At 63.8% G+C, this 26,424-nt stretch carries 20 protein-coding genes and 1 tRNA gene; 8 read left to right on the forward strand and 13 right to left on the reverse strand.

Features of this window, described 5'->3' with window-relative positions; translation table 11 throughout:
* Window position 1 precedes the first annotated feature (1 nt).
* From V1278_RS01100 to V1278_RS01125, 6 genes are all read right to left on the reverse strand, one after another.
* The gene (locus tag V1278_RS01100; protein WP_334379421.1) at window positions 2-5,695 is read right to left on the reverse strand and encodes a DEAD/DEAH box helicase; all 5,694 of its coding nucleotides are present in this window, start codon (window positions 5,693-5,695) and stop codon (window positions 2-4) included.
* A 148-nt stretch (window positions 5,696-5,843) separates the two neighbouring features.
* Window positions 5,844-7,991 (reverse strand): hypothetical protein, encoded by a 2,148-nt coding sequence (locus V1278_RS01105; protein ID WP_334379422.1) that lies wholly within the window; start codon window positions 7,989-7,991, stop codon window positions 5,844-5,846.
* Between the two features lie 10 nt (window positions 7,992-8,001).
* Window positions 8,002-10,563 (reverse strand): hypothetical protein, encoded by a 2,562-nt coding sequence (locus V1278_RS01110; protein ID WP_334379423.1) that lies wholly within the window; start codon window positions 10,561-10,563, stop codon window positions 8,002-8,004.
* Between the two features lies 1 nt (window position 10,564).
* Window positions 10,565-11,824: a DNA cytosine methyltransferase gene (locus V1278_RS01115; RefSeq protein WP_334379424.1), complete on the reverse strand. Its 1,260-nt coding sequence runs from the start codon at window positions 11,822-11,824 to the stop codon at window positions 10,565-10,567.
* A gap of 441 nt (window positions 11,825-12,265) precedes the next feature.
* Window positions 12,266-12,499, reverse strand: coding sequence for a DNA-binding protein (locus V1278_RS01120; protein ID WP_334379425.1), 234 nt, complete (start codon window positions 12,497-12,499; stop codon window positions 12,266-12,268).
* A 28-nt stretch (window positions 12,500-12,527) separates the two neighbouring features.
* Entirely contained in the window at window positions 12,528-13,181 is a 654-nt protein-coding gene (locus tag V1278_RS01125) for a hypothetical protein (RefSeq protein ID WP_334379426.1), read from the reverse strand.
* 81 nt (window positions 13,182-13,262) lie between these two features.
* Here V1278_RS01125 and V1278_RS01130 point away from each other — a divergent pair, with 81 nt between their 5' ends.
* Window positions 13,263-14,444: a tyrosine-type recombinase/integrase gene (locus V1278_RS01130; protein WP_334379427.1), complete on the forward strand. Its 1,182-nt coding sequence runs from the start codon at window positions 13,263-13,265 to the stop codon at window positions 14,442-14,444.
* Between the two features lie 332 nt (window positions 14,445-14,776).
* On the opposite strand, the gene V1278_RS01135 is transcribed toward V1278_RS01130, so the two are convergent.
* The 4 genes from V1278_RS01135 to V1278_RS01150 all read right to left on the reverse strand — a co-directional run bounded on the left by V1278_RS01135 (window position 14,777) and on the right by V1278_RS01150 (window position 17,308).
* A tRNA-Arg gene (locus V1278_RS01135) sits at window positions 14,777-14,853 on the reverse strand.
* Between the two features lie 300 nt (window positions 14,854-15,153).
* Entirely contained in the window at window positions 15,154-16,113 is a 960-nt protein-coding gene (locus V1278_RS01140) for a Bug family tripartite tricarboxylate transporter substrate binding protein (RefSeq protein WP_334379428.1), read from the reverse strand.
* A 158-nt stretch (window positions 16,114-16,271) separates the two neighbouring features.
* Window positions 16,272-16,640 carry a cupin domain-containing protein gene (locus V1278_RS01145; protein WP_334379430.1) on the reverse strand — a complete coding sequence of 123 codons (369 nt, stop codon included), beginning with the start codon at window positions 16,638-16,640 and terminating at the stop codon, window positions 16,272-16,274.
* Window positions 16,641-16,669: 29 nt separating this feature from the next.
* Window positions 16,670-17,308, reverse strand: coding sequence for an RraA family protein (locus tag V1278_RS01150; protein WP_334366143.1), 639 nt, complete (start codon window positions 17,306-17,308; stop codon window positions 16,670-16,672).
* A gap of 274 nt (window positions 17,309-17,582) precedes the next feature.
* On the opposite strand from V1278_RS01150, the gene V1278_RS01155 reads away from it, so the two are divergent.
* Together V1278_RS01155 and V1278_RS01160 are read left to right on the forward strand one after the other, a co-directional pair.
* Window positions 17,583-18,539 carry a helix-turn-helix domain-containing protein gene (locus V1278_RS01155; protein WP_334379431.1) on the forward strand — a complete coding sequence of 319 codons (957 nt, stop codon included), beginning with the start codon at window positions 17,583-17,585 and terminating at the stop codon, window positions 18,537-18,539.
* Between the two features lie 266 nt (window positions 18,540-18,805).
* Window positions 18,806-19,444, forward strand: coding sequence for a hypothetical protein (locus V1278_RS01160; protein WP_334379433.1), 639 nt, complete (start codon window positions 18,806-18,808; stop codon window positions 19,442-19,444).
* A gap of 167 nt (window positions 19,445-19,611) precedes the next feature.
* On the opposite strand, the gene V1278_RS01165 is transcribed toward V1278_RS01160, so the two are convergent.
* Together V1278_RS01165 and V1278_RS01170 are read right to left on the reverse strand one after the other, a co-directional pair.
* Window positions 19,612-19,812 carry a hypothetical protein gene (locus V1278_RS01165; RefSeq protein WP_334379435.1) on the reverse strand — a complete coding sequence of 67 codons (201 nt, stop codon included), beginning with the start codon at window positions 19,810-19,812 and terminating at the stop codon, window positions 19,612-19,614.
* A 59-nt stretch (window positions 19,813-19,871) separates the two neighbouring features.
* Window positions 19,872-20,879 carry a 2-dehydropantoate 2-reductase gene (locus V1278_RS01170; RefSeq protein WP_334379436.1) on the reverse strand — a complete coding sequence of 336 codons (1,008 nt, stop codon included), beginning with the start codon at window positions 20,877-20,879 and terminating at the stop codon, window positions 19,872-19,874.
* Window positions 20,880-21,017: 138 nt separating this feature from the next.
* Here V1278_RS01170 and V1278_RS01175 point away from each other — a divergent pair, with 138 nt between their 5' ends.
* Window positions 21,018-21,593 (forward strand): YidB family protein, encoded by a 576-nt coding sequence (locus tag V1278_RS01175; RefSeq protein WP_334379437.1) that lies wholly within the window; start codon window positions 21,018-21,020, stop codon window positions 21,591-21,593.
* A 70-nt stretch (window positions 21,594-21,663) separates the two neighbouring features.
* Window positions 21,664-21,942, forward strand: coding sequence for a GlsB/YeaQ/YmgE family stress response membrane protein (locus V1278_RS01180; RefSeq protein WP_334366138.1), 279 nt, complete (start codon window positions 21,664-21,666; stop codon window positions 21,940-21,942).
* Window positions 21,943-22,070: 128 nt separating this feature from the next.
* On the opposite strand, the gene V1278_RS01185 is transcribed toward V1278_RS01180, so the two are convergent.
* Window positions 22,071-22,853 (reverse strand): SDR family NAD(P)-dependent oxidoreductase, encoded by a 783-nt coding sequence (locus V1278_RS01185; RefSeq protein ID WP_334379438.1) that lies wholly within the window; start codon window positions 22,851-22,853, stop codon window positions 22,071-22,073.
* Window positions 22,854-23,132: 279 nt separating this feature from the next.
* Between V1278_RS01185 and V1278_RS01190 the strand changes: the two genes are divergently transcribed.
* From V1278_RS01190 to V1278_RS01200, 3 genes are read left to right on the forward strand one after another with little or no spacing between them, the layout of a single operon-like run.
* Window positions 23,133-24,200 (forward strand): acyl-CoA dehydrogenase family protein, encoded by a 1,068-nt coding sequence (locus V1278_RS01190; RefSeq protein ID WP_334379439.1) that lies wholly within the window; start codon window positions 23,133-23,135, stop codon window positions 24,198-24,200.
* A gap of 33 nt (window positions 24,201-24,233) precedes the next feature.
* Window positions 24,234-25,394, forward strand: a complete 1,161-nt coding sequence (locus tag V1278_RS01195; RefSeq protein ID WP_028347625.1) for an acyl-CoA dehydrogenase family protein — start codon at window positions 24,234-24,236, stop codon at window positions 25,392-25,394.
* Window positions 25,395-25,411: 17 nt separating this feature from the next.
* Window positions 25,412-26,212 (forward strand): enoyl-CoA hydratase/isomerase family protein, encoded by an 801-nt coding sequence (locus V1278_RS01200; protein ID WP_334379440.1) that lies wholly within the window; start codon window positions 25,412-25,414, stop codon window positions 26,210-26,212.
* The last annotated feature ends 212 nt before the right edge of the window (window positions 26,213-26,424 follow it).

Genomic DNA, 26,424 nt, shown 5'->3' on the forward strand with positions numbered 1-26,424 from the left:
TTCAGCGCGTCAAGGGCTCGTCTTCGGGGCGGACCGCGGCGAACCTCAACGCATTCAGCGGCCGCCGCTCCAGGTCGAACGTATCGACGAAGCACAACGGATTGCCGTTAGGCTCGATCCCAAACTCCCGGATAGACGCCTGGTCCAGCCTCCACAGGGGATGGACGACCGCGTAGCGCCTTTCCAGGCGGCCATCGACGGTTCGTTCCTCGATGCACGGCAGACGGCCGCCCGCCCCGGCGCGTCCGTACCGCAGCGTCCTGGGCCGCATGGACACGACCGCTTGCGCCAGCGAATGAGCCTTCTCGAGCCAGCCGCGGAGCTCCGGATAGGCGTCAAAATTTCCGTCGAGACCGCATGCGTACCGCGGATCAATCATTCCGCGCAGATAGGAGATCGCCAGCCTCCAGTCGAGGAGCGGATGATATCTGCGATTCTGATACTGCTGGACGCACGCGTAGCACGAGGTCGAGCAGCGCGTGACGTGGCGCTCGTCCAGAAAGTCCCTCAGAGGCCACTGCCCGCGATCTCCCACGACCTCGTCAACCAGCCGGGCGATCTCCGGTCGGCCGTCGCGCCCGACCTCTCCGAGACGCCGGCAGAGGCCGGATCCGTTGAGCAGTGTGTCGGCGATCTGAAGCATCGGGCTGTCGCCTCGGAGCCGGGGCTCCAACGCCTCGAATTCGTCCGGCGCCACGTCGAGCACGAGCGCGGCCTTCTGCACCAGGAGATGCGTTGCGCTGACCGCGGCGGACCGGGTGCCGATCCTGGACCGCGCGCCGCGCCGCGCGACGAGATCCAGGTTCAGGCGCCTGTTGAAGCCGGTTGCCTCGAGGAACAGCGCGTCCGTCTCCTTCCGCGCGAGCAAGCCGAACCTCATCGCGACGGGCGCCGTTACCGTCCACCTCGGATTGCCGGTAATCCTCTCGATGTCCGGATCCACGGCCTGCTCGGCCAACGTGACGTTCTTCTGCCAGCCCAACATGTCGTTGTCGGTGACGACGTCGGCTCCGAAGAACTTGGCCTGGCCGTTCTCGTCCTCGACGCCGCTGTTGAGGTTCATGATCGTCGTTCCAGCGCCGACGTGCACGGTCAGGCTGCCGATCCTGTTCTCCACGCCCTCACGCTGGATCGTCGCGACGGTCCTGATCGCCATCTGACCGGGAGTTTCGACGTCCTTGGCGGTAGGCCGGAAGTCGGTCCGGAACGCGCTGGGCGAGACGTAGTAGTTGAAGGTGTCCTCAGGGACGTCGACGCCGCAGTCCCCACATTGGATGGGAGCGCCGGGGCGATCGGCCCTGTGGCTGGCTGCGCCGCAGGATCCGCACCAGGCGACGTAGGTCGCCTCGCCGAACCAGTCGGACTTCGGCGGGTCGACGACGACGTCCCTGCCGCGGCGCTCCGGCTCGGGGAGCGGCCCGGTGAACCCGATGGCGCGATGCCGCGCCTTATCCTTCACGAGGACCGCACCGGGCGCGAACTCGTAGATCGCCATCTCCAGGTCGCGATCCATGACGCTCCAGTCGTACTCCTCCGGAACGACGCCAGCCTCGCGCCTGGCGCCGAGATAGAGATTCCGCACGCGCGTCGGCATGCCGTACATGGGAAGCAGCCCCTGCTCCGCCAAGAACTGCGCCAGTCCGCCGCGCACGCGCGGCTTCTGCGCGGCGAGCCCCGTGATCTCCGCCATGAGCACCGACGGCTCCGACATGTCTAGCAGCTGCCGACGTTGCTCAGGCTTCAGGATGGCCGTGCGGATGAACCGCTGCCGGACGTCGTCGCTGTCTTCGAGCGCCTTTCTGAGCTTGCCCGGCCAGACCGAGCCCGCGTCATAGAACTCGTCGGTCGGGACGTACTCGCCATGAACGTCCGGCGGCGTGAGGTCGTCGCCGGGATACGGCAGCCCCTGTGAGATGCACTCGTCGCGCACGAGCGCGAACGCCTTCCTCAGCCAGACCTTCCGCAGCAGGCGCAACGGGATCGCATTGTGATCGACGGCCAGGAAAGGCGCCGGCGGCGGGTCGCCGGTGATGGACTCAGGATGGCGGAAGTAAAACGCGTCGTGGCTGCGTCCGCGGCAGAAGGTGGTGACGAACGAGAACGCCTGCCCTCTTCGGCCTGCCCGGCCAACGCGCTGCTGATAGTTGAAGCGCTGGGGCGGCATGTTCGCCTGATAGACGGTCTGCAGCGAGCCGATGTCGATGCCGACCTCCATGGTCGTCGTCACGGACAGCATGTCGATTTCCTGCGCGTGCTGCCCGACTAGGTTGTCCTGACCGACGAATATGTCCTTGAACCGCCTCAGCCGGTCCGAGAAGTCGTCAGTCTGGCCGCTCAGTTCCTCGCACTTTAGCCTGAAGCGCGGAATGTTCTGGTCATGCCCGCGGACGATGCGGCGTCCCAGGAAGTTCGAATTCCAGAGCTCCTCGACCGGGCCCGTCCTCGACGCTTGAAGCGGCGCATAGCAGCGGGTGCATCGACCGACGCCGCGGTGCATGTGAACCCGCTCGCATGCGGTGCAGCGCCAATACGGATCGTCGGCCCGGGCAATCTTCAGATAGAGCTTCCCGACCTGGATGGTGCCGCCAAGCTGATGCTCGGCAGTCAGCCGCCTCAGCACGTCATCGAGGCCGATCTGCCATTGCGCGCCGAAGATATGGTCGGCGAAGCGGCGCACCTTGTTGGACTCCTGCACGTCGTGCGCGGAATGCCATTGCTTGAAGTCATTCGGGTCGAAATACTGTCCTTCTTGGACCCGATTTCCGCTCGCGAAGACGCGCAGCCACGCGTCCATCTCGTCGGCCGCGTTGCCCTCCGCTGCCGAAAGCGACGGATACGCGAGGCCCGTCTCCTCGATCGCGAAGAAGCTGTTCGCGAAGATGACGTCCTCGATGAGCTCGTACTGGCTCTTCATGATCTCTTGCGAGAGATCGCCCCGCAGGACGGGCGTCAGCGCGTTCGAGAACGCCACCTCTTCGGCGGTCTCACTGAACGCCTGCCACCACGGCTGCCGGTTGAACCGCTTCCTTCCGAACTCGTCGAAGGGATGGATGCCCAGGCGGACGAGCTCCGAGGTGATGCGCGAGACGCTCGTGCTGTTGACCGAGAACTGCAGCAGGTGATCGAGTCGAACCTTGCGGGTCGGCACGCTGATCGCGCCGCCGCCAGAGTTCCTCCTCCAGCCGTCGATCATCGCGGCGATGCCGCCAGGATTGCTCTTCGCCATCTCCTGGATCATCGCGTTCTGCTGATCTTCGGTCAGGTACGTGGCTTCCGCCTCGCTCAACGCGGCTCTGGCGACCGAGACGAGGATTTCCCGACGCAGGTCGCGAAGATGGAGGCGCTCGATCTCGAGCGACTGGTTCGCGGCGTCCTGACGGCTGTCGCTGAAGACGATGCTCTTGGGGTCCGCGCCGATAGCGTGAAGGAGCTCGAACATCTCCGTCGCCACCATCTGCGACGCCTTTCCGACGCCGGTCCGGAACGCCCTGATCGGGGAGCGCGACCTGCTCTCCCTGGGTCGAGCCGAATAGTCGGTGGAGCATTTCGGGCAGCAGAAAGGCTGGGCGGTCTTCGGGAACGCCACCCTCTTCTTCACCGTCACCGCGGCGTCGGTCTGGAAATAGAGATGGCCGCCGATGTGACCCGGGGGCACGTCGCTACCGAGCGTCGCGACACCCGTCTTCGGATCGAGGGAAGCCTGCTCCCAGGAATCGAACTTCTTCTCGGACCCGTTCCAGTCATCCCGCCTCGGCCAGAAGACCGCGAACTGGTCGAACAGCATCTTGTCGTAGTATTCGGAGACGCCCTTCTCCGGAATGTTCTCCAGGTCCGCCGCCGACGGCAGCATCTCGACGACGGCGCGGGAATCCTTGTCGCCGCGCTGTCCTCCGATCAGAAGCTCTCCGCAAGCCTCGCAGTACAGAAGCTCGAACAGGCGGCGGCCCCTCGCCTCGTCGCCAAACTTCTCGCCGTGCGAGACGCCTCGCTCCATCGTCAGGTCATCAATCTCGATGCCACCCGGGACGGCACGGACCGATCCGAAGAGCCCTTCCACGTTCCGTATGAATCCATGGAATCGGAAGGAAGGCACGCCATCCGGCAGCTTCGCCTTGAATTCGTCGCTCTTGCTTTCGGGCAGAGCCCGGACCAGCATGAGTCCGCGGACGGCGTCGATCTTCGTCTTTTCTCCGAACAAGCGCTCCGCGATGTCGGCGACCGAAGTCGCGCGCACGCCGTCGCCGCTCGCGCAGGACGCGGTCAGCGCCGCGGCGGCAGTCACGGCCGCCTGCACGACGCGATCCGCGGCGCCGTGCGCGATTCCGAGATCGGTCAGGACGTCGTCGAGCGCGGATCGCACATCGTCCGTCGGTTCGATCGTCGCCACGAACCCGTGCGCGTCCGGATCGCAAGCTCGGAGCAGGCGCTCGAAAGGCCCGGGCGACAGACGCCGCCCGTCCCATCTCAAGACGTTCGCCTCGCCGGGCACGACGCAGCTGCGCCAGAGCTCCGTTTCCGTGCTTCCCGGATCGCTGGCATCTACGCAGGTGCCGAACGGCGCGAACAAGTCCCGCAGATACTTTAGGCTCTGAGGGCCACGCGCCTCGTCCAACGGCAGCGAGGCGCTCGAGGCCAGGATGCGCAGCTTGTACATGTGCGCCGGATCGTCGAGACCGAGACGCTGCAGCAGCGACTTCAGCAGGAACGACACCTCGGTGCCGGCGGAGCCGCGCACGAGATGAAGTTCGTCGATCACGAGGTAAAAATACGCATTATCGTCGCTCAGTAACCAGTCGCGGGTCTGGTCGAACATCCGCTCTTCGACCTCGCGCGATAGCATCGTGCCGAGCATCGAGGCGTTGGTGACGAGGATGTCCGGAGGCGCGGCATGCATGTCCCAGCGGCTGACCATCTCGCCACCGTCGACGCTCCGAAAGATGTAGCGCGTGGGATCTTCGGGCGATCCGATGCCCGCCGCCGCGTCCGCGGCCTTCTTCACGTCGTGCGCTCGCGCCGCGTTCTGGCTCTTCTCGAACGAACGCATCTCGGCTCTGAGCTTGGCGAGGCGCCTCGCGCGGCGTTTCTGCTCCACCTTGTCGGCGAACCGGCGTGGATGACGCTCGTATCCCGTGACCGGCGTGGCGCTGGTGTACTGTCCGAAGAAGATCCGGTTTCCCTTGAACCGGTCGTCCATGACGGCCCGCGCTCCGTCCGAGTCCAGGGTTCGCCGCAGACGCACCATCTGGTCGTCGACGAGCGCGTTCATTGGATAGAGGACGAGCGCCCTAATGGCGGCGGGCCTGGCCTCGCCGCCGCGCTGCGCCCTGTAGCGATCGGTCCCGGTCCACCAGCGGTTCTGCAGATAGCCCGGTCCCGGAGCCGCCCACCGCACCGCCTCGTCGGAAAGCTGCGCCAGCAACGGCAGCATGAAGCTCTCCGTCTTCCCCGAGCCGGTGCCCGACGTCACGATGCCGGGCCTTCCGGGCTGCACGCCCCGCAGCAGCATGTCCTTCTGATGGATGTACGGGGGGAAGGTGGACTTCCGCTTGATCTCCCCGTCTGCAGGCTCGCCGTCGAACAGGCCGGACAGCGCGAGCTCGGCGAAGGCGACCTTGCCAGCCCGCGAAAGGCGCCCCAGCGCCGGATCGTCGATGAGCTTCTCGATCGGCTCATTGGCCGTCCGGTAGCGCAGCACGGGCTCGACGAACGGTACCGTCGCGAGCATTCCCTCGGACTCCAGCAGCGCGCGGCGCGCCGCGGCAGTCCTCTTGTCGGAGATGCGGAACGCCGTCTCGACGTAGGAGATGAAGAAGTCCTTGATGCGCCCGAAGCCGCCGACTGGATCAAGCATTCGACGAGCTTCCGGACTCGATTACCCTTAGCCCCGGCTTCCCGTTGCTCGGCGCGCCACCATGGGAGGCCGGCAGCCTCCTCTTCGCGGCGGTCAGGATGAAGTCGTCGGCCTCTTCCTTCAGAAGGGCCTTGGCCACGGCGACGACGCGGCCGAACCAATCGGCGTCGGCGAAGCCCACGTGCACGTCCTTGAGCATGAGCTTTGCGGCGGATTCGACCGTCGCGGACGCGGAGGCGCGCTCGATCGTGGTGAGGTCGACTTGGCGTTCGAAGCTCTCGTCGGACCGCCCGGAGAATGCCGCGACCGCGGCAGCCTTTTCAATCGAGCCGGATGTGTCTATCGACGGCAGTCGTTTGAGGATCTCTGCCAGCGCCTCGCCCGGCGCGCCGGCGAGCGTCAGGCAGACCAGCATATTGTCGGGAACCTCTCGCCGACGAACCTTGTCCGCCAGAGTGTCGAGCCAAAGATGCGCGGCCGCACGATCGACGTTCCCTATCACGCAGAAACGGACCGTTTCTTTCTCATCGCAATCGGCCAGAGCCTGGCCGAGGGCGGTCGCGGATCCGCTTCCGGGCCGGACCCACAGGTCGTCGAACGTGATGACGGCCGGATCGCAGTCGAAGGACACGTGCCTTCCGCCTCCGAGGGCCGCGGCCAGCACCGCGACGAAGTCGTCGACGCGGTCGCCGCTCAGAACCGGAAGTCCCCCCGCCATCACGTGGGCCAGCGCGCGAACGCACTGCGACTTGCCGCTCGCGGACAGCACGTTGCTGGCTTTCACCCAGGACGCGAGCTCACCGACCGCGATGGGCCTCGCCGGCGGATCGGCCGCCCTGAAGCCGGGGACCCGCGGCCTGCCGTGGTCGGCACGCGCGGGCCCGCGATCCTGCAGCAGCGATTCCATCCGGATGATGCGGTCGATCTCGTCCTTCCGGCTCGCGAGCTCCTTTTCCAGGTCTGTCAAACGCGCCCGGGCTTCGGCGAGACGACTGCCTTCCGCTTCCGACTGCGCGGCGATCTCGGCGCGCCTTCCCGTCAGCGCGCCGATCTCGCTCTCCAACTCCGTCTTCTTCCGGGAAATGTCGGCGAGAGCCGCTTCCTCGGCCGACTTCAGCCGCGCCGTCATCGACGCGAATTCGGTCGCCTCGAGATCCCGAAGCGTCTCCTCGAGCTCCGTCTGTCCGCGCGCGCGCCGCCCCTGCATGTCCGCCTGCAGGGACGCCGTGTGTTCGCCTACCAACGCTTCGATCCGGACCGCGGCAGCTTCGTTCGCAAGCTGCTCGGTGCGCTCGGCCAATTGCGCCTTGACCTCGGGATCGCTGCGCAGGACGCTCATAAAGTCCTTCAGCATGTCGTCCCGCGACTTGAGGAGATCCGCCAATCTGCGGGAGCGCATAATCTCCTGCCCGACGCGCGGGTCGAGGCGTTCCGCCTCGGAGAGCTTGCTTTCGAGGGCTTCGACGCGTCCGGAGAGAAGGACCGCCGCCTGCTTCAAAACGCCGTCGTCAGCGTTCTCATCTGCGAAGCTGCTTATGACGTGACGCACGAAATCGACGTCGGAACACCAGTTGACGACCCCGCTCTGGACGGCGCCGGCGTCTCGTGCGTACAGATCGACGAAGCCCGCCTGGGTCGGTACTCGGACATGTCGTTCGGGCTGGTACGGCCAGACCGGCAGCGCCGTCAGATCGTCGGGCTGACCGATCCGCGATCGGCCGTCGGGCGAGACCACCATCCGCACTTCGATGACGTCGGACGCGCCGATCCGGAACACCTTTTCGCCGGCGAAGCCGTCCTGTCGTCCCGTCTCCACCAGCAGCCTGCGCGCCGCCTCCGGCGCGTAGAGGCCCGACAGGTCTTCGAACGGCAGAAGCCGTCTGCCGGAAGAGGCGACATACCGCTGCCGCTTCGGTGGGCCTTCGAGCGTCGGGCGCGCCAGCACCCAGTCGCCGACCTTGATCGCGGACCGCGCCGATCTGACTTCGATTTCGCCGTTGTTGCCGAACAGGTTGTGCGACGACGAGGATATGTCGGTGATCGCGCCCTCGATCGACTGCGCCCGCACCTCGACGAAGGACGACGGTCCCTGCGTCCTCGTGCATACTCCCACCACGAAATTGCTGCTGTCGCTCGTCACGTCGGCACCCTTATCCAACGGGCGGCAATACGCGCGCCGCCCTTACGCTGTCGTTGATCCAAAGCAGTCGCGCGGCTCCTCCCGACCGGCGGCAGACATTCGCCGCCTCGAACGCCGACTGGGCCCCATCGCCTTGGAGGATTCCCGGAAGAAGCCTCTGGAGCTTCGCCAAATCGGCGGCTCGCGCCGAGTACGCGTAATGTCGTCGTCCCGACGGGCCCGCGTTGCCGAGATTGCGATATCGAAGCCATGCGGCGACGGGGATTGGCAGCGCGCCTTCTCCCGTCGAACGGACGAGCTTGCCGTCGTCGAAATCGAACATCGAGGCGCCGCGCGCGACGTGCGCATGCACGATCGCGGCCTGCCTCGACAGGTGCCTAAACTCCTGCCCGCGGGCCACGACCACGTAGACGTCGTGGTCCCGATTGCTTCTCCACCGCGTGACGCGCACGGACTCCCCGTCGTCGTCGCGCGCCGTGACGAAATGCCGTCGCTTCCACGACCAATGGGACGCCGTCGCGTAGAATTCATGACTGATGGGCGTCAGGACGAAGGACGTCGGCGCGTCGCCGGGCACGCCGACCGTTCCGAGGCCCCAACGCAGCCTCGACGCCAACTCTTGGGGCTCGACGCCGGTCGCTCCGACGAGCGGGGGCGACCACTTCGCGGCGCCGCTCGAGCGGAACGCTTTGCCACCCATCGCGGCGACGGCCACGCGGAAATCCTCGGTCAGGCGAGCCCCGACGCAACCATCGACGACGACAAGCATCGTCTCGGGCGAACCCAGCGGAGCCAGCATAGGACGCCGCAGCATCCAGGTCCGTCCCTTCCAGGCCGGCTTCAGGAAAGGCTCGAGCATCGTGGCTTCCTGGAGGCCGCGCAGCACGTCCCACGGACTCGCCTTCCCCGAAAGAATGTCCGAGAGCATTGGAATGAGCTCACTTTCGTCCCAGCCGGAGGCGCCGCCGGCGTAGACCGCTTCGATCAGATCGCCCAGCTTGGGATCGAGTTCGCTCCAACCGTCTACGGGAGGCGCGACCGTGTCCCGCATGCTCGCGACTTCGGTCCATTCGGTGACCGGAGATCCCTTCACAGCGCTCAAGGCTCGGTGAACGTGCGCGTCCCGCACGAACGTCAAGCTGCGGGACCATGACGGCGACGCGCGGTCCTCGTCTGCGGCAGGCTGAACGAGGTACGGACCGTCCAGCGGCTTCTCGCTCCGGATTGCGTAGGTGCCGGCGATTTCCTCCTCGCATCGTATCATGCCGTCGTTCTCGCCGGCCCGGGGCGCGATGGTGAGGCCCGAAGCGTCGGCCGCCAGTTTTGGCAGGAAACTCGTCCGTCCCAGCCATTCGCCAGCGCTGCGGACGCCGCCGAAGATGCGGACGTTCCGGATTTGCTCTTCGGGCTTCGGCAGTTTCACGATCGCGCCCAGACGGTCCTGCGCGCTGCCCGCCGGGACGATCCGCGAGATCGACCAGTCCCCGCTCCGCTCGAGCGGTCCGAGCTTCGCGCCGATCTTGCCGGCGACGCGCGGCGACAGGCCGACGATGACCCTGCTCAGTCCCTCGGCCAGGATCGGCATCGCCTCCCAGCGCGCGTGTCCGGACTGCCGAAAGAAGATGACGCCCAGGTCGACGGCGCGCATCAGTTCGTGACCTTCCCTGGCAGAGCATACCGCGATCGCCTGCGCGAGCGTGCCGTACGATCCGAGCAATTGTCCGGTCGTCGCGTCCGACACCGCGAAGGACCACAGGTCGTCCTCGTCCCGCAGCATCTCGAGCGAAAGCTCGAACGGCACCGTCGTCTTTCTGCCGAGGCTTATGGCCTGGACCAGGCGCCAGAAGCGATGGTCTGCGAGCGCGCGGTGTCCAGTGAGGTAGCTGCGCAGGAAATCCTGGTAGGCCGACTTCAGATAGGCGGACGACTTCGAGCCGTCCGCGACCCGCCGAAACCTGTTCAGAAACTCCAGTGGGCTGCCGAGAACGCCATCGTTGTCGTCCAGGAAATGCTGGACGACCGATTTGTCCTTTCGCGACGGAAAAGACAGCCGCACCGAATAGCCGATCTGCTTGCGCCACTCCTCCACGGGCGGAAGCTCGAGCGCGCGGAAAGGCAGTCCTTTCCGTGCGCGTACGTTCAGCCACTTCTCGAGCTCCAGCCACATCCGATTGATGCCGGCCAGATTCGAGAAGGTGCGGTCCAACTTGAGGAATGAAGCCAGCTTGGGCCGGAATTCGTGTCCGCTCGCGTCGGGGTCGATCATGCCTTCGACGAGCATCGTCAGCGCGAGATAGGCGAAACAGCCCGGGATCTCGTCGCCAGAATACCTACGATATTCGGCGTGCTGAAGCGCAGCAACCAGGCTGGCCTCTCTCTCGGCGAACATCGCACGAAAGGCCTCGACCACTCGCTCCCTGAAGTCGTACTCGAGCCCGAGCGCATCGGTCAGAGTGAAGTCCGTCACCTCGAATGAGCGGAGCGGCGACGCGTCGCCTTCGCCGATCGACAGAAAATGACGCGTCAACACGGTCTCCCATTCCAGATACGTGGTTGGGAACGTATCCGTCATCTTAGACCCGAAGCTCCGGTCCATCGCGCAAGCTGCGCATCTCGGAAGCGCGTTTGGCGCGCGCCGGCTTTCGCCCGGTCACCGCGCGGGACTTCTTTACCGACCGCAGCAACGGGGTCAGAAGTTTCGCCCGCAAAAACGAAACGACCGGTACGGCTACGCCATCGCCGATCACCCTGAAGGCGTACTCGTACACTTCGGGCAGTTGGTAAGATGGCTTCAGCCCCATCAGGGACGCCGCCTCCCCCGGCGAAAGCAGTCGCGTCCGGACCTCGGAGCCCTTCACCACGATGATACGAGGACGGGATCCACCTCCCTTCGGAGTTCGGAGGCAGCCCGCCAATCCTCGGAAGCAGATCTCAGTGCGCTGCACCGTCTTTCCGTTTTGGGGGCGCATCCGGAGCGACAGCGTACCGACCATCCGCTTTCCGGTCCTTTTCGCCTCGGCCAGCTTTTGCTTGTGCACGTCCGACATCATGCCGATGAGCCGCTTGGTCTCGGCCCCCGTATGCCACTCCACTCCGACGGGCCGATCAGAAACGATCTTGCCCAACGTCTTCTTGAGTTCCGGAGCCGAGCCCAGGTTGAACCACAGCCAATGGTCGCGAGAATGGGGCGACAACTTCTCCACGGCTTTGACCAGTGGATCCGGATGCCAGGTCGGATGCGGCTTGGCCCGTACAAGGTCATCGGACACCTTCGCGGCCTTCGATACCGCGATGATGAACACCCTCGGCCGGGACTGCGGCAGGAAATGTCGCGCATCGAGAACGACCGCGCCGGCGCGCAGGCCCAACCTGTCCAGCGCCGCGATCACAGCCTTGAATTCTTCGCCACCGTTGATTGTCAGGAGACCAAGGACATTCTCAAGAACGATAATCTTGGGCAGGCGGCCGCTCGCTTTGAGCTCCTTCATGAGATCGACGAATGCCCAGAATGTCCCGGACCGCGTCCGGTGGGTGCCGCCAGCCTGGCCGATCCCGAGACCGTTGCCCGCCGTCGAAAGATCCTGACAGGGAAAGGACGCCCAGGCCAAATCTGCCCTGCGAGACAAATCCTCCACCTTGAGCTTGTGGATGTCTTCCTCAAGAATTTCCGTTTCGCCCCAGTTGTCCGCGTAGATCTGGACCTTGAGCGGATCGAAATCGTTCGCAAACAGGCACTTCCACCGGCCGCCCAGACCGGCTCGCACCATTCCACCTCCAGCGAAGAATTCCAGATAGCTAGGCACCTGCATCGACCTCCGAACCGCGGAGATCATGAGTGACGGCGCTGCAAGCCGCCAGAACGCGCGAGCGATACCTAGTGCGAACGCCGGGTACCGGCCATCCGCAGAAAATTCCAACCAACATGAACCCTGCCCTACCCCCTAGAGTCGCTTTGCCTTATGGCTCGCTTCTCCAATCATTCCTGGCGGCTTTAGAAAATCTTGAAGGCGGTGATGTTGTCCTCCAAGGCCACTTGATTACCCGCCGACATCGTCGAAAGGAATTCCGTTTTTCTCCGGTGCGAGTTTCGCCGCCTGGAACTCTGGCTTGGTTTCCCGAACCCTTGCCCCTGAATGCAGCAGAATCGTCTCATGGGTTGAATCTGACGGCAAGCGCAATCGCGCTAACCTTTAGTCGATTCTCCCGTCTTTGCGAGACGGGCTCGCTCGCGCGGCTTTTTGGCGGAGAGGGAGGGACTCTCACCCCCTCATGCTTCACATTGCCGGGGGATCCGAAGGCGGGGCGGCTTCTAACTCCTTGGCATCGACCCATGCCACCAACGCACCTTTGCGGGCCCAAAGAGCCTGGCCGACCTTGAAGGCGGGAAGGCCGTGGGCTTCCCATGCGTGATAGATGCGACGGGTCGCATCGGGATCGCCGAACATGAACATCGCGATGGCTTCGGCGCCGACGAGCAGGTCCAACTTGTCAGGCTGACTGGCGGACATCCCTGTCACGTCTGCTCGAGATGGAGATTTATCCTTTGCCACCGGAAACTCCGAACTCGTTGGCGATCTTGCGGAAGGCCTGTTCATTGCAGCCGCCGCTTTTCCAGGAAGGCCCCTCTCTGTGTGAGGTGCCTTTTCGTCTTCCCATTCGTGGCAGCGAGTAAGTCCAACTCTCCGAAACGACGCCCTCGATCCGCACGGAGATGCTCGCGTAGTACTTCGGGTAGTAAACGATAAATTCGGCCGTCAACTCAACGTCAATGTGAGGCACGTGCTGGGCCCACTTCCTTTTTAAGTCGTCCTCACGAGCGAACAGGTCGAGAAGGGCTGCCATGCCTTCCTGCACGTTATGTCCCGGCTTAAGGCGAAGCAGGCCATCGCGATCAATCAATGGATAGAAGCGCCAAGCGTTGTTTTCTGGAAAGCGAAATGCCTGCCGGACTCCTTTCAGTCCCGCCAAGCCTTTCACGGCCTCACTGCTCTCCTTCACGCGCTTGGCCGCGAGGACGGCGCAAATCAGGTTGGCGCCGTCCGAGAGATTCATCTGGGGGGCCGTAATTCCTCGTCCCCCTTTGGTCATGAGGCCGGCCTCCCGAAGATTTCGGGCGTGGTGGAAAACTTCGGTTCGCTCCCAGTTCAGCGCGGCAGCGACAGTGTCCACCAACTCGACGGACGTCGGCATTAACCAATCCCTCCATCTTACGCCATCAGGGGGCGCTCGCCTGCTAAAGGTATTAAATACCGATAGTGAGGTCAAGAGGCAATGGCGAGCATTCGCAAGCGTCTGCTGAAGGGCGGCAAGGTCGCCTGGCAGGTCGACTACAAGGATCTGAAGGGCAAACGGCGTCACAAACAATTCGGCAGGCGTCGCGATGCCGACGAGTGGCTTGTCAATGCGCGGGCCGAAATTGCCGAAGGCACCCATGTCGCCGCCCGCGATACCATTACCTTCAGGGAAGCGGGCGAGGCGTGGATCGCTAACTGCCGCCGCCGACGGCTGGAAGAGACGACGATCATCTCCTACCAGCAGCACCTTGACGATCATCTCTATCCCTTGTGGCAGGACAAGAAGCTGAATGACCTTAACAAGGTAAGCGCGCAGACTCTCTATGAGGATCTGCTTGAGGGCGACCGGACCCTGGACATGGTCCGTCGCGTGCGTATCGACGCCGGCGCAGTGCTCAACTACGCAAAGAGCAAGGGCTGGGTGGGCAAGAACGTCATTTACGAAACGTCTTTCGAGTTCTCGGAACGAAACGCCAAGCGCCCGGAAATGCCCACGATGGAAGAAGGACAGAAGATGATCGCGCGCACGCTGCAGGCCTGGGAGGATTGGCTTGCCTTCATTCTGGTCCTCGTCTTCTGCGGACTGCGCGCATCAGAGGTCCGAGCACTGTCGTGGAGCAACGTTGATTTCATGAACGACGCGATCACCGTCATGCGCCGTGCTGATCGCTGGGGTCGGGTCGGGCATCCGAAATCGAAAGCCGGGACGCGTACGATTCCATTTCCGCAGGTGGTCCGGGACGCTCTCATGGCCTGGAAACCGCGCTGCCCTTCGAGCAGATTGAACCTCGTTTTTCCCTCCGGCCGTGGAACGGTTCAAAACCAAAGCAACATCATGACCCGGTATTTCCGGCTGATGCAGATCGAAGCGGGCATTTACGTTGCGGTCGTGAAGCTGGAAGAGGGAGGAAAAAAGACCATTGGGAAAAGAGCTAAGTATGGCCTCCACGCGATCCGGCACTTCTGCGCCTCGCTGTGGATTGAAGCGAACTACAGTGCGAAACGGGTCCAGACGTATATGGGCCATGCATCGATCGTGCAGACCTATGACACCTACGGGTATCTCTTTGATCTTAGAGACAACGACAAGGAAGCTCTGAAAAGAATCGAAAACCGAGTCATGAGCGGCGTTGACGAGTCGCGCAAAAGCGTTGCTTAGGTCGCGATCCTACCGGGTGGCGGCGGTGGTTTGGCAATCGTTAGAAAACACGCGAAATCTGTAGGCACGACAGGCGCGCTACCCCATCAACTCTCGTGCCGCCATTCGACTTGATCGCAATCTACTATCTTCGGACGAACCGCGAACAAGAGGGTTGGTGCGTGTTGCATCGATGTTGCATGGAGCAAATGGGATGCTGCGTAACCCCTTGTAAATGCACGGAGCCCGCGGAGCCCACGGAATCAGTGATGCAACGCGAATCCTCGGCGACGAACAAATTGAGGACGTATCGGAAGTCGTTGATTTTATTACGCTAAGCGCCGCGTGAGCACTGGCGATCCCGGGAAGACTCGAACTTCCGACCTACGGTTTAGGAAACCGTCGCTCTATCCGGCTGAGCTACGGGACCGCGGACCCGCATGGCAAGGCAGGTGCTTGGGACGCTTCATAGCAAAGCAGGCGTGGCATCGCCAGCCCCTCCGGGCCGCCCCTTTTGCGGGCCAAGAGGGCCTTTGTCGCGTAGCTCTCGCCACGCTCTGCCCACCTTACAGCTTTGCGTTCCCCGGATGCTGCGCAGCGCGCCGCGTGAGCGGCGTGGTGCGCTGCTGATCCGGGGTCCATGATGCGGCTGCCGTAGGTCCCGGCTCTGCGGTGCATCGTCAAGCGACGCTGCACCGCGTCCGGGACACGTTTGTTTTCCCGCTTGCCGCTACGCCTTGATGTTGTTCTCGCGGACCACCTGTCCCCAGATGCTCACCTGCTTGGCGAAGAAGGTGCCGAAATCCTTGCCGTCGGCGAGCAGCAGCGACATGTTCTGCGTATCGCGCAACTGCGCCGCTACCGCCGGTTCGCTCAGAATCTCCTTCACCGATTTCGCCATGCCGGCGACGGCATCTTCCGGCGTTCCCTTCGGCGCGAAAACGCCCCACCAGGCCAGCGTCTCGAAATCGGGAAAGCCCGCTTCGATCGCGGTCTGCGTATCCTTCAGCACGGGCATCCGCTCGCGGCCCATCTGCAGGATCGGCCGCAGCCTGTTGGTGCCGAGTTGCGCCGTAATCAGCGCCGCCGATCCCACGATGAGATCGACATGGCCGCCGAGCACGTCGTTCATCGCCGGGCCGCCGCCGCGGTAGGGCACATGCGTGATCTCGACGCCGGCCTTCTTGCCCAGCACCGTCATCGCCAGATGGCCGAGCGTGCCGATGCCGACGGAGGCATATTTCACCGCGCCAGGATTTGCCTTGCAGGCCGCGACCACGTCGGCAAAGGTCTTGTACGGCCGCTCGGCATTCGCGGCGACGACATAAGGCGCCGTGCCGACCAGAAATACCGGCACCAGATCCTTCTCGACATCCAGCCCCGGCTTTTCGAGGATCGATGGGATAACCGCGTGCGAGTCGAACGTCACCAGGAACGTCGCGCCGTCAGGCGCGCTCTTGGCAACCTGCACGGCGCCGAGTGAGCCGGCCGCGCCGGATTTGTTCTCCACCAGCACGGTGCGGCCGAGCTTCGTCTGCAGATGAGACTGCAATAGCCGCGCCAGCGCGTCGGTCGATCCGCCTGGCGGGAACGGCACTACCAGCGTCATGTTCTTGGCCGGCTGCGCCAGCGCCGGCGTGGCCGCGAACGCGACCGTCGCCGCAAGCAAGTTGCGTCTTGTAATCTTCACCAGAACTCTCCTCCCGTTATCGCCCGCGATTTTTTTGTTTTTGTTCGCAGACTTGTCTTAGATCATGATGCGATTAGGCGGAATCGCATCATGATCTCCTCTCCTTGTTTGAGCATGATCTTTTCGGAAAACCGGTTCCCACTTTTCCGGATCATGCTCTAGGTGCCGAAGCCAGACCCGGCCTTCTTGTATTCGGGGCGCGGCGGGCTGAAGATGTCAAGCACACGCGCGCCTTCCGGTCCAGCCCGCATGGTGTGCGGCACGTTACCGGGCGTGCGCCAGAAATCGCCCTTTTTGACCGGAATTTCCTCATCGCCCTGAACGCGAATCGCCGATCCCTCAAGCAGCACGCCCCATTGTTCTTCGGGGTGATGATGCAGCGTGCCTTGCGAATGCGGCGCCAGCGTCACCACCGACAGCATGGCGTGCTCGCCGGAAAAGATGCGTGAGGTGACGCCGGCGGCGAGTTCGCGAAGCAGGCCGTCGCCAGGGTTATCCAGATTGTGGAATTCGTCCTTCTGACTCATCGTTCCTCCTTGCGTGCTGTCGCGCCCCATCAGGACTTGCCGTAGCTGCCCTGGTAGCGGCCTTCGCGAATTGCGATCAGCGTATCTTCCTCGCGCGCGATCTGGGCGCGGACCGCCTCGAGCAATGTGGCGGCCACAGCAGCGGGGAACGATACCACGCCGTCCTCATCGCCCACCACGACGTCGCCAGGAGAAATCACCGAGCCGCCGATGGAAACCGGCACGTTGATCTCGCCGGGTCCGCTCTTGTACGGGCCGCGGTGGATCGCCGCGCGGGCAAAGCAGGGAAAGTCGGAGGCAGCGAAGGCCGCGACGTCGCGGATGGCGCCGTCGATCACATAGCCCGCGGCACCGCGGTATTCGGCGATGTTCTTCATGATCTCGCCGACCAGCGCCCGCGTCTCGTCGCCGCCGCCATCAACCACGATTACGTCGCCCGGCCCGACCAGTTCAAGCGCCCGGTGAATCGCAAGATTGTCGCCGGGCCGCGTCCGCACCGTGAAAGCAGCTCCGACCAGCCGGCCGGCGCGATGAAACGGCCGCAGGCCTACGGCGCCCGGCAGCCGGGCAAGGTTGTCGCTAATGATCGAGGTCGGCGCGTTCCTGAACGCGTCGATCAGCTCAGGCGCGGGCTTCGGCACGCTCGTCATGGCCGTGGTGATGGTCATAGAGACTGTTTCCTCTTCCTCTTGCGGCTCCGGCCCGCTCGGCGCGAGGGTTCCAGATTGGCCGTCACATGATGGCTTGGGTGGCTGCAAAACAATTAGCATTCCGCTTGAGCAGGTATAATGGATTTGGATGGGTCCGGGGCGGCTCGCTCGGGGGCCCCGCACGTCACGTCGGTGCTTTCGAAATCTTCGCCTCGGCCAAACTTCTTAATGCGGCGTTAACCAGACCGGCCGACGCTGGCTGCGAAGATTCGCGCCGCCCAGTTGTCTTGCAATGCTATTTAAGAACCTTGCCCCCTCGCCGGCTCTTTCGATCATCCGGTTTTCCGACATCGACGCCTTCCGGCCGGTCGAGTTCGTCGCCGATGCGCGCAGCGTCCCGCTGAATCTTGCGAACTTCCATACCGCGCGCGCGGCGGTGCAGTTGCCCTGCTGCCAGATCACGATGCTCCGCTCGTTTCCACGTATCGTCGATGTCAGCTATCGCGCCGCGCATGGCGTCGTCATCTTCCAGATCGAGGACGACTACGACGTAGCCGTCAACGGCATGTCCGTGGATCGTCCGGCTTTTGTCGGCATGCGCGGCAACGTCGATTTGCAGTTCGTCGAACCCCGTGGATCGCTGCACGCGATCGTCACCCTTGGCGCCGGCCTGCGGGATCGGGAATGGTTCGATACGCCGGACCGGCCATGCCCGTTCATGCCGGACCCCGAGGCCCTCGCAACGGTCAGATCCGTCACGACAGGTATTTTGCAGACGGCTTCCGCCAGGCCGGAACTGTTGCAGGAGCGGCGTTCGGCGCTGGTCCTCCAGGAAGGCCTGCTGCTCGCCATCGACGAGATGTTCCGTAGCGGCCGAACGCCGGAAGTGGCAGGCAAGATTGCAAGCAGGGGTTACTGCCGCCTCGTTCGCATGATCGACGAGTATGTCGCGTTTCATTCCGCCGCGCCGATCTACAGCGCCGACCTCGCCGAACAATGCGGCGTGTCGGTGAGGACGCTGGGCACGGCGGTGGCGAGCGTCCGCGGCATGAGCCTGCATCGCTATTTGCGCCTCAAGCAGCTTTGGTCGGCGCGCGCGCAGCTCGTGAAGGGATTCGACGCCATCACCGTGACATCGTGCGCCCGAGCCAACGGCTTCCATCACATGGGCGAGTTCGCAAGACTCTATCGCGCGGTGTTCCATGAAACGGCATCGCGCACGCTGGCTCGCGCGAGAGGCGCTGACTGATTCTTGCCACAATGTGGCATGCTTATCCGCTCGCCCTCAGATAGTGCACCTAGAATCGCTACAGGCATCGTTTGCGGGAACTTGCCTTGCTGTTGAATTTCTTCAAGATTTTTAACGATCTGGCACTGTGTTCCGTCGGTCACATGAACCGGGTAACGTCACAACGCCAGCGGGAACATCGTGCAGTTTCGGCGTGACAGCGCTGCCAAAATGATGACAATCGACTCAATCAAAGTTCCCAAGAATTCGACTGGAGCAAATCGTCCGTGATCGCCTCACGTGCATCGTCATTGGTTTTTGCCGCAATCGGAGGGCTGTTCGTGCTCGCGCCGGTGGCTTCAGATGCGCAGTGGTGGCGTAGCGCGCCGTACGATTTCGAATCCTGCGCCGATGTGGCCGAGAAGGCTGCGACCAAAGAAGAAAAGACGGCGAAACTTGCTGAATGCAACGCGAAATTCGCCGGCCGCCGCAAGCCTGGCGGCGGCTACACCTATTACGACTTCATGCAGGACCGGACGTTCGACATCGCGGGACCCAACCCGACGCCGGAAGAGCAGAAGAAGATCGACGAGCAATATACTGCCTATCTCGAGCGCGAGCGGCGCAACCACATCGCCGCAGCGGCGGCGGCCAAGCAGCAACAGCCGGAGCCGCCGCCAGCACAGGGAATACAAGATATCCAACAGGTCTCGCTGCGCACGGAGCAGGCGCCTGCGCTGGTCGAAACCGAAAGAGTGCCGATACCGGTGGCGAGCCCGGTCAAGCAGGCCGCACGCATCAAGGCGGCCCAATGCGCCAAGAGCCAATTCTCGTGTGAATGGCCGCGGCTCTCGGAGAGCATCAACGAACTGAAGCGGCTGTTCAATCCGCAACAGCAGCAGCCGGCCAAGCAGAAGAAGGGCTAGATCCTTCTGTCGTCCCTGCGAACCGCCGGGACCCATACGCCGCGGCGGATGTTGTCTTGCTGCGATGGTCGACGACTTTCCTTCAACAATTGGCGACGGTGGTTATGGGTCCCTGCGTTCGCAGGGACGACGTGGGGGAGAGGCGTGCTCACGCGGCGACATCGACATCAGTGGGCACGCGGCTTCTTGACCCGACGCGGCTTGACGACCGGCGCGACAACAGCACGCGACGCCGCCCGCTGCTCCTGCAGCCTCGCTTCATAGCCCGGCGATGGCGTCGCCGTTGGCGGCACGGCATAAGCGGGCAGCAATGACGCCCAGAAAACTAGGACGGCAACCGCTACCAGCGCGAGGCGCGTTCGTTTCATGTCGCTTCTCCCATCAGCTCACCTGAACGAAACTCGCGCGGGACCGGCGCCGAGGCAAATTAATATTGGGGGCGAATCTGCTCCGGCGTCAGGCCGGGCGGGCCCTTGCCGCTGCTTTCAGCCTGCCGGATCAATTGCACGATCCGGCGCGAGAGCGGCGCCTCAAGTCCGCGGCGCTCGGCGATTTCGGTGATGACGCCCTGCAGATAATCGATTTCGGTGCGGCGGCCGCGCTGCAGATCTTCCCACATCGACGAGCGCGCCTCGGGATCGATCTTCATCGTCCGCCCCAGCAAGGTTTCGAAGACCCAGTCCGGCAGGCGTAACAAAGCCGGCATCCAGGCGGGCGGGATCGGCGTCGGCGACACCGGCTTGATACCTTCGGCCTTGATCGCCGCGAGAGCTTCGGCGAGCTGATCGGCGAACAATTGCCGCCATGGTCGTTCTGCGAGCTGCCGGCGCAGCGGCAGATCGGCCAGTGCGTTGAGCGCGTTGTTGAGATTGAACAGCAGCTTGCCCCATTGCACGCCGTCGATGTCGCCGGTCGGCCGCATCGTCAATCCCGGCACCGACAATTTCTCCGCGGTGCGCGCTTCGTCCTGCTCGATGACGATGTCACCCGAGGTGGCGCGATGAAACCGCCCGTTGCCGAGCGCCATCACGTTGAACGGCACCATGCCGCCGAGCACGCGCCGCCCCGGCAGGCGGTTGCGCAGCACGGCGGCGTTGCCGACGCCGTTCTGCAGGCTGACGACGACGGCATTGGACGGCGCATGGTGAGCGATGATTTCGGCCATCGCAGCGGTGTCCGCGCTCTTGACCGTGACCAGCACCACGCTGGCGTCAGCAAAAATGGAAGGGTTTTCCGACAATACGAACCGATCGCGCGCGACGGTCTGGTCAAAACCTTCAAAACTGGTCGGCCGCAAGCCGCCTGCTTCGATCTCGGCGATCACGCGCGGACGCGCCAGCAGCGCCACGCGGCAGCCGCCGGCCGCCAGGATGCCGCCGACGAAGCAGCCGATGCTGCCGGCGCCTGCGATACCGATCGTTTGGCGCGAAACCATTTGTCACCTACCGCGTTGCAACCGGCTTCGAATAGCAGAGCGCGCGGACTGTGCCTATCGCAGGTGGCACCGCCCGCGCCTTGTAACCGTCATGTGCTACCGTTATGTTCCACGCGGGGCTACGCAGAGGAGACAACCATGGGTTTACTCGACGTCCTCAACGGCATGATGAATGGGCCGCGCGGCCCGAGCCGCCCCAGTTCACAATCCGAGAGCGGCGGAATGTCGCCCTTGACCATGGCGATCCTGGCGCTGCTGGCCTGGAAAGGCATCAAGCATTTCAGCGGCAACCAGACCGGCTCGGCACAGCAACCGGCGCCCGCGCCGGGCAACGTGAATGCCGGCATGCCCGGCGGCGGCATGGGCGGCGGACTCAGCGACATGCTCAAAGGCGGCTTGGGCGGGCTTCTTGCTGGAGGCGCGGCCGGCACCGTTTTGAGCGGCGGCCTCGGCGACCTCCTGAATCAACTGCAGCAGAAGGGCCTCGGCGATCAGGCGGACTCCTGGGTCAGCAACGGTCCGAACAAACAGGTCTCGCCCGGCGATCTCGCCAATGCGCTCGGCGCCGACCAGATCGATCAGCTCTCGGCGCAAAGCGGACTGTCGCGCGACGATTTGCTGCAAGGCCTCAGCCAGTATCTGCCCGACGTAGTCAATCATCTGACGCCGGACGGACGGCTGCCGAACGAGAACGAGATATCGGAACGGATCTGACGCCGCGAGACGCGCGGCGCCCGAGAGGTGCCGCGCCGCTTCACCATCGACGCATTGGAAAGGGACGGAAATGGGCGGCATTATCTGGATCATCGTCGTCGGCTTCGTCGCCGGTATCATCGCGCGCATCGTTTCGCCGGGCCAAAACAACCCGACCGGCTTCATCCTGACTACGGTGCTCGGCATCGCCGGCGCGTTCCTGGCGACCTTCGTCGGCCAGGCGATCGGCCATTACAGCCCCGATCAGGGCGCTGGCTTCATCACCGCCACCATCGGCGCGCTAGTGGTGCTGTTCATCTGGAACAGGCTGGTAGCGCGCGGCGTGATCTCGGATCCGGGGAACAGGTAAGATCCGGCTCGTATCTCTCCTTCGTCATGCCCGGGCTTGACCCGGGCATCCACGCGCTTTGTCTCCAAAGAGCAAGTAAGACGTGGATGGCCGGATCAAGCCCGGCCATGACGGAGATGAATGCGTCGTCACAACACCAGATGCATCCCCGCATCCATGCGCACGAACTCGCCGGTCATGTTGCTCGACGCGGGCGAAGCGAGGAAGCAGACGAGCTGCGCGATATCCTCGGCCGTGGAGGCGACCTTCAGCGGCACCTTCGCCACGACAGCGTCGCGCACTGCTTTCGCGCCGGCTTCGCCGCGGCCCTTGGTGAACCACGGCGTATCGATATAGCCGGGACATACCGTGTTGACGCGGATCAGCGGCGCCAGCGCGCGCGCCAGCGATTGCGTCATGGTGTTGAGCGCGCCCTTGCTTGCGGCATAGGCGACGGACGAGCCGCCGCCGGAAATGCCGGCGACCGACGACACGTTGACCACGGCGGACGGCTGGCCGGAAACTTTAGCGCCCGCTTCGAGCAGCGCGCGCGCCGCGCGGATCATCTGGAACGGGCCGATCGTGTTGACGGCATAGATGCGCTGAAAGTCCTCGGCCGAAAGCCCGTCGAGATCGTGATGCGGCACGTGCTTGGTGGTGCCGGCATTGTTGACCAGCACGTCGAGGCGTCTCCACGGCACGGCCGCGGCAGCGATCTTCCTGCAGTCTTCATCGCGCGACACGTCGCCTTGCACGACCACGACTTCGGCGCCGGCGCTGCGGCAGAGATCGGCGGTCGCTTCGGCTTCCGCCTTGCTGTTGGAATAGTTGACGACAATGCGCGCGCCGCCGTTTGCCAGAATGGCCGCGGTCGCCGCTCCCAAGCCGGACGCAGAACCGGTGACAATTGCGCACAAACCATCCTTCGACATCCGCATTCCCTTTGTTGTTCTTGAATTAAAGTTTTGACCGCCCGCTGGCGTGGCTGAGCGCTACCATATCGCGCGGCCAACGGCGTGCAAATCCGAAGAAGTCCGTTGCGCGGAATTTATTCTTTGCGCCGCGACCTTCATGCCGCCGCCTCATGCGGCCCTGCGGACAGCGCTTGTCACGGCTATGGCTTTTGCCCATCATAAAGCGCAAGAAAAGACCGCAGCCGACCCGGCCATGTCAGTTGGGATTGGCATGCCAATTTCAAATCGGGGAACGCTGTGGCGGAGAGTGAGAACATTGTTGCCGAGACCGCGGAGAAAATCTTCGCCGATCTGGCCGACGCCCAAGCCATCAATCGCGACAAGAAGGGCGAGTGGAAAGCCCCGCTCTGGCAGGCGCTGAGCGATGCCGGCCTGCCGCTGTCCTGGGTGCCGGAGGATTGCGGCGGCTCGGGCGCCTCTCTCGCCGAAGGCTTTAGCGTGCTAAGCGCCGTGGGGCGCTTTGCGGTCGCGGTGCCGCTGGCCGAAACCATGCTGGCGGGCTGGCTGTTGGCGCAGGCAAAGATCACTTCGCCCGGCGGCGAGATGACGGTAGTGCCCGCGAGCCCGAAAGACCGGATTACCGTCAATGCCGATGGCAGCCTCTCGGGCAGGGCGCGAGGCGTGCCGTTTGCCAAGGTTGCAAAATACTTCGCGGTGCTCGCCAGCAATGCGAAGGGTGATTTCGCCATCGCGCTGGTCGACGCCGGCAAGTGCCGGATCGAGAACGGGCTCAATCTCGGCGGCGATCCTTCTGATGTCGTGACGCTGGACAAGGTGCAGCCGGCCGCGATCAAGCCGGCGCCAGCAGGTTTCGACCAGGCCCGGTTGATGCTGATGGGCGGCGTCGCCCGATCCCTGCAGATCGCCGGCGCGCTGGAATCGATGCTGGATATCTCCGTGCGCTATTCCAATGAGCGTGTCGCCTTCGAGAAGAAGATTTCGAAATTCCAGGCGGTGCAGCACAATCTGGCGCGGCTCGCCGGCGAGTCGGCGGCCGCACTTGCCGCGGCCACTTCGGCCGCGGACGCTATTGCCAACGCGACCTCCTTTAACGACGAAGTGTTTCTCGAAGCGGTGGCGGCGAAAATCCGCTGCGCGGAGGCGGCGGAAAAAGGCGGCGGCATCGCCCATCAGGTGCACGGCGCGATCGGCTTTACCATCGAGCACATCCTGCATCGCTACTCGCTGCGTGCACTGGCATGGCGCGACGATTTCGGCTCCGAGAGTTTTTGGGCGGTCGAGCTCGGCAAGCTCGTGGCGCGAAGAGGCGCCGATGAGTTGTGGCCGCTCGTGGCCTCGCGCTGAGATCATCTCGATTTGCCTGCATAGAGAACAACAATGACTGCAGCCCTACGTTTCGATCCGATCCGCCTGCCGAGCGAATGCGAGCAGTTGCGCAAGGAAGTCCGCGCCTTCCTTGCGGAAGAAATCGCCGCCGGCACCTTCGATCCGCACAAGCCGAACCGCGAAGATACCGACGTGCCGGAATTTTCCCGAAAGGTCGGCGCGCGCGGCTGGCTCGGCATGACCTGGCCGAAGAAATATGGCGGCCATGAGCGCTCGTTCCTCGAGCGTTATGTGGTGACCGAGGAAATGCGGGTGGCGAATGCGCCGACGCGGCGCTTCTTCGTCGCCGACCGCCAGAGCGGCCCGGTGCTTTTGAAATACGCACCCGAGCACATCAAGATGGAAATCCTGCCGCGCATCTGCCGCGGCGAGATCTGCTTTGCGATCGGCATGAGCGAGCCGAACTCAGGCTCCGATCTGTTCGCGGCAAAGACCCGCGCGACCAAGACCGACGGCGGCTATCTGATCAACGGCACCAAGATCTGGACCTCTTCGGCCCATATCGCCGATTACATGATCGCGATTTTTCGAACGTCACCGCCGACCAAAGAAAACCGCCGCCACGGCCTGACGCAGTTTCTGGTCAAGATGAAGCAGCCGGGGATCCAGGTGAATCCGATCGGCCAGATCACCGGGCAGTATGAATTCAACGAGGTCGTGTTCACCGATCACTTCATTCCCGACGATCACGTGCTCGGCGAAATCGACGGCGCCTGGAAACAGGCGACTTCGGAGCTTGCCTATGAGCGGTCCGGCCCCGAACGTTTCCTCGAGACCTATTACGTCCTGACCGAGCTGGTCCGCGCCGTCGGCAATAACCCGGACACCCGCAGCGCCGAAGGCATCGGCCGCCTGGTGGCGCAGGTGCACACGATGCGGCGCATGTCGGTTTCGGTCGCGGGCATGCTGCAGGCCGGCAAGGAGCCGGTGGTCGAGGCCTCTATCGTGAAAGACATCGGTACCATCTGGGAGCAGCAATTGCCGCATCGCGTGCGTGAGCTCGCCGCCTTTGTCGAGGAAACCGCGACCAACCGCGAGACGCTGGAAAAGCAGCTCGACTTCGCCATCAAGACTGCGCCCAAGCTGACGATCCAGGGCGGCACCACCGAAGTGCTGCGCGGCATCATCGCTCGCGGGCTAGGTTTGCGCTAATTCAACGAGGAAACCGCATGAGCAAATACACTGATATCGGCGTCGAGAAGCACGGCCATGTCGGCCTGATCGAGATCCGAAAGCCTCCGCTGAACTTCTTCGACGTCTCGCTGATCAACCAGATTGCAGATGCGCTGGAGGAGTTCGACAACGACATCGAAATCCGCAGCTCCGTGCTCGCAGCCCAAGGCAAGGCGTTCTGCGCCGGCGCGGATTTTTCCGATCCGAGGCGGCAGGAGCAGGAAGCGAGCGCGCAGAATGATCCGGCCGCCAATCTGCCGATCAACCATCTCTACGTCCAGGCCGTGCGAATCTTCCGCAACAAGAAGCCGATCGTCGCCGCCGTCCATGGCGCGGCCATCGGCGGCGGCCTGGGACTAGCCGTCTCGGCCGATTTCCGCGTCACCTGCCCCGAGGCACGCTTCGCCGCCAACTTTACAAAACTCGGCTTTCATCCTGGCTTCGGCCTGACTACGACGCTTCCCGAACTCGTTGGCCGCAACAACGCCGAACTGATCTTCTACACCAGCCGCCGCATCACCGGCGAGGAAGCCACGCGAATGGGCCTTGCCAATGTCTGCGTGCCGCAGGACCGGGTCCGCGCCGAGGCCATGAAGCTTGCCGCCGAAATCGCCGAATGCTCCCCGCTCGGCCTGATCTCGACCCGCGCCACCATGCGCGCCGGCCTCGCCGACCGCGTCATGGCCGCCACCAACCACGAGCTCGCCGAGCAGACCAGACTCCGCGCCACGGAAGATTTCAAGGAAGGCGTCAAAGCCACCGCAGAACGAAGGGCGGCGAACTTCAAGGGACGGTGACCTAGCACAACTCTCTCACCCCGTCGTCTCGGCCTTGAGCCGGGACCCATACGCCGCGGCCCGCGGAAAGGGCACAAGGGGAGACGGCTTCGTTCGCGATGGGCAACGTGGTTATGGGTCCCTGCGTTCGCAGGGACGACGGTGAAGGTTAGCCTCGTCGCTACAAGACCGCCGCATCCACGCTCATGCAAATCAGCCGAAACGTCACTCCG

This window comes from Bradyrhizobium sp. AZCC 1577, from assembly GCF_036924575.1.
GTDB lineage: Bacteria > Pseudomonadota > Alphaproteobacteria > Rhizobiales > Xanthobacteraceae > Bradyrhizobium.

What these genes read in the sequence shown, in the direction of transcription:
- V1278_RS01110 (WP_334379423.1), bottom strand. Translation starts at nt 10,563, where the DNA reads ATGACGGATACGTTCCCAACCACGTATCTGGAATGGGAGACCGTGTTG.
- V1278_RS01115 (WP_334379424.1), bottom strand. Translation starts at nt 11,824, where the DNA reads ATGATCTCCGCGGTTCGGAGGTCGATGCAGGTGCCTAGCTATCTGGAA.
- V1278_RS01120 (WP_334379425.1), bottom strand. Translation starts at nt 12,499, where the DNA reads ATGTCCGCCAGTCAGCCTGACAAGTTGGACCTGCTCGTCGGCGCCGAA.
- V1278_RS01125 (WP_334379426.1), bottom strand. Translation starts at nt 13,181, where the DNA reads ATGCCGACGTCCGTCGAGTTGGTGGACACTGTCGCTGCCGCGCTGAAC.
- V1278_RS01130 (WP_334379427.1), top strand. Translation starts at nt 13,263, where the DNA reads ATGGCGAGCATTCGCAAGCGTCTGCTGAAGGGCGGCAAGGTCGCCTGG.
- V1278_RS01145 (WP_334379430.1), bottom strand. Translation starts at nt 16,640, where the DNA reads ATGAGTCAGAAGGACGAATTCCACAATCTGGATAACCCTGGCGACGGC.
- V1278_RS01150 (WP_334366143.1), bottom strand. Translation starts at nt 17,308, where the DNA reads ATGACCATCACCACGGCCATGACGAGCGTGCCGAAGCCCGCGCCTGAG.
- V1278_RS01155 (WP_334379431.1), top strand. Translation starts at nt 17,583, where the DNA reads ATGCTATTTAAGAACCTTGCCCCCTCGCCGGCTCTTTCGATCATCCGG.
- V1278_RS01165 (WP_334379435.1), bottom strand. Translation starts at nt 19,812, where the DNA reads ATGAAACGAACGCGCCTCGCGCTGGTAGCGGTTGCCGTCCTAGTTTTC.
- V1278_RS01170 (WP_334379436.1), bottom strand. Translation starts at nt 20,879, where the DNA reads ATGGTTTCGCGCCAAACGATCGGTATCGCAGGCGCCGGCAGCATCGGC.
- V1278_RS01175 (WP_334379437.1), top strand. Translation starts at nt 21,018, where the DNA reads ATGGGTTTACTCGACGTCCTCAACGGCATGATGAATGGGCCGCGCGGC.
- V1278_RS01180 (WP_334366138.1), top strand. Translation starts at nt 21,664, where the DNA reads ATGGGCGGCATTATCTGGATCATCGTCGTCGGCTTCGTCGCCGGTATC.
- V1278_RS01185 (WP_334379438.1), bottom strand. Translation starts at nt 22,853, where the DNA reads ATGTCGAAGGATGGTTTGTGCGCAATTGTCACCGGTTCTGCGTCCGGC.
- V1278_RS01195 (WP_028347625.1), top strand. Translation starts at nt 24,234, where the DNA reads ATGACTGCAGCCCTACGTTTCGATCCGATCCGCCTGCCGAGCGAATGC.
- V1278_RS01200 (WP_334379440.1), top strand. Translation starts at nt 25,412, where the DNA reads ATGAGCAAATACACTGATATCGGCGTCGAGAAGCACGGCCATGTCGGC.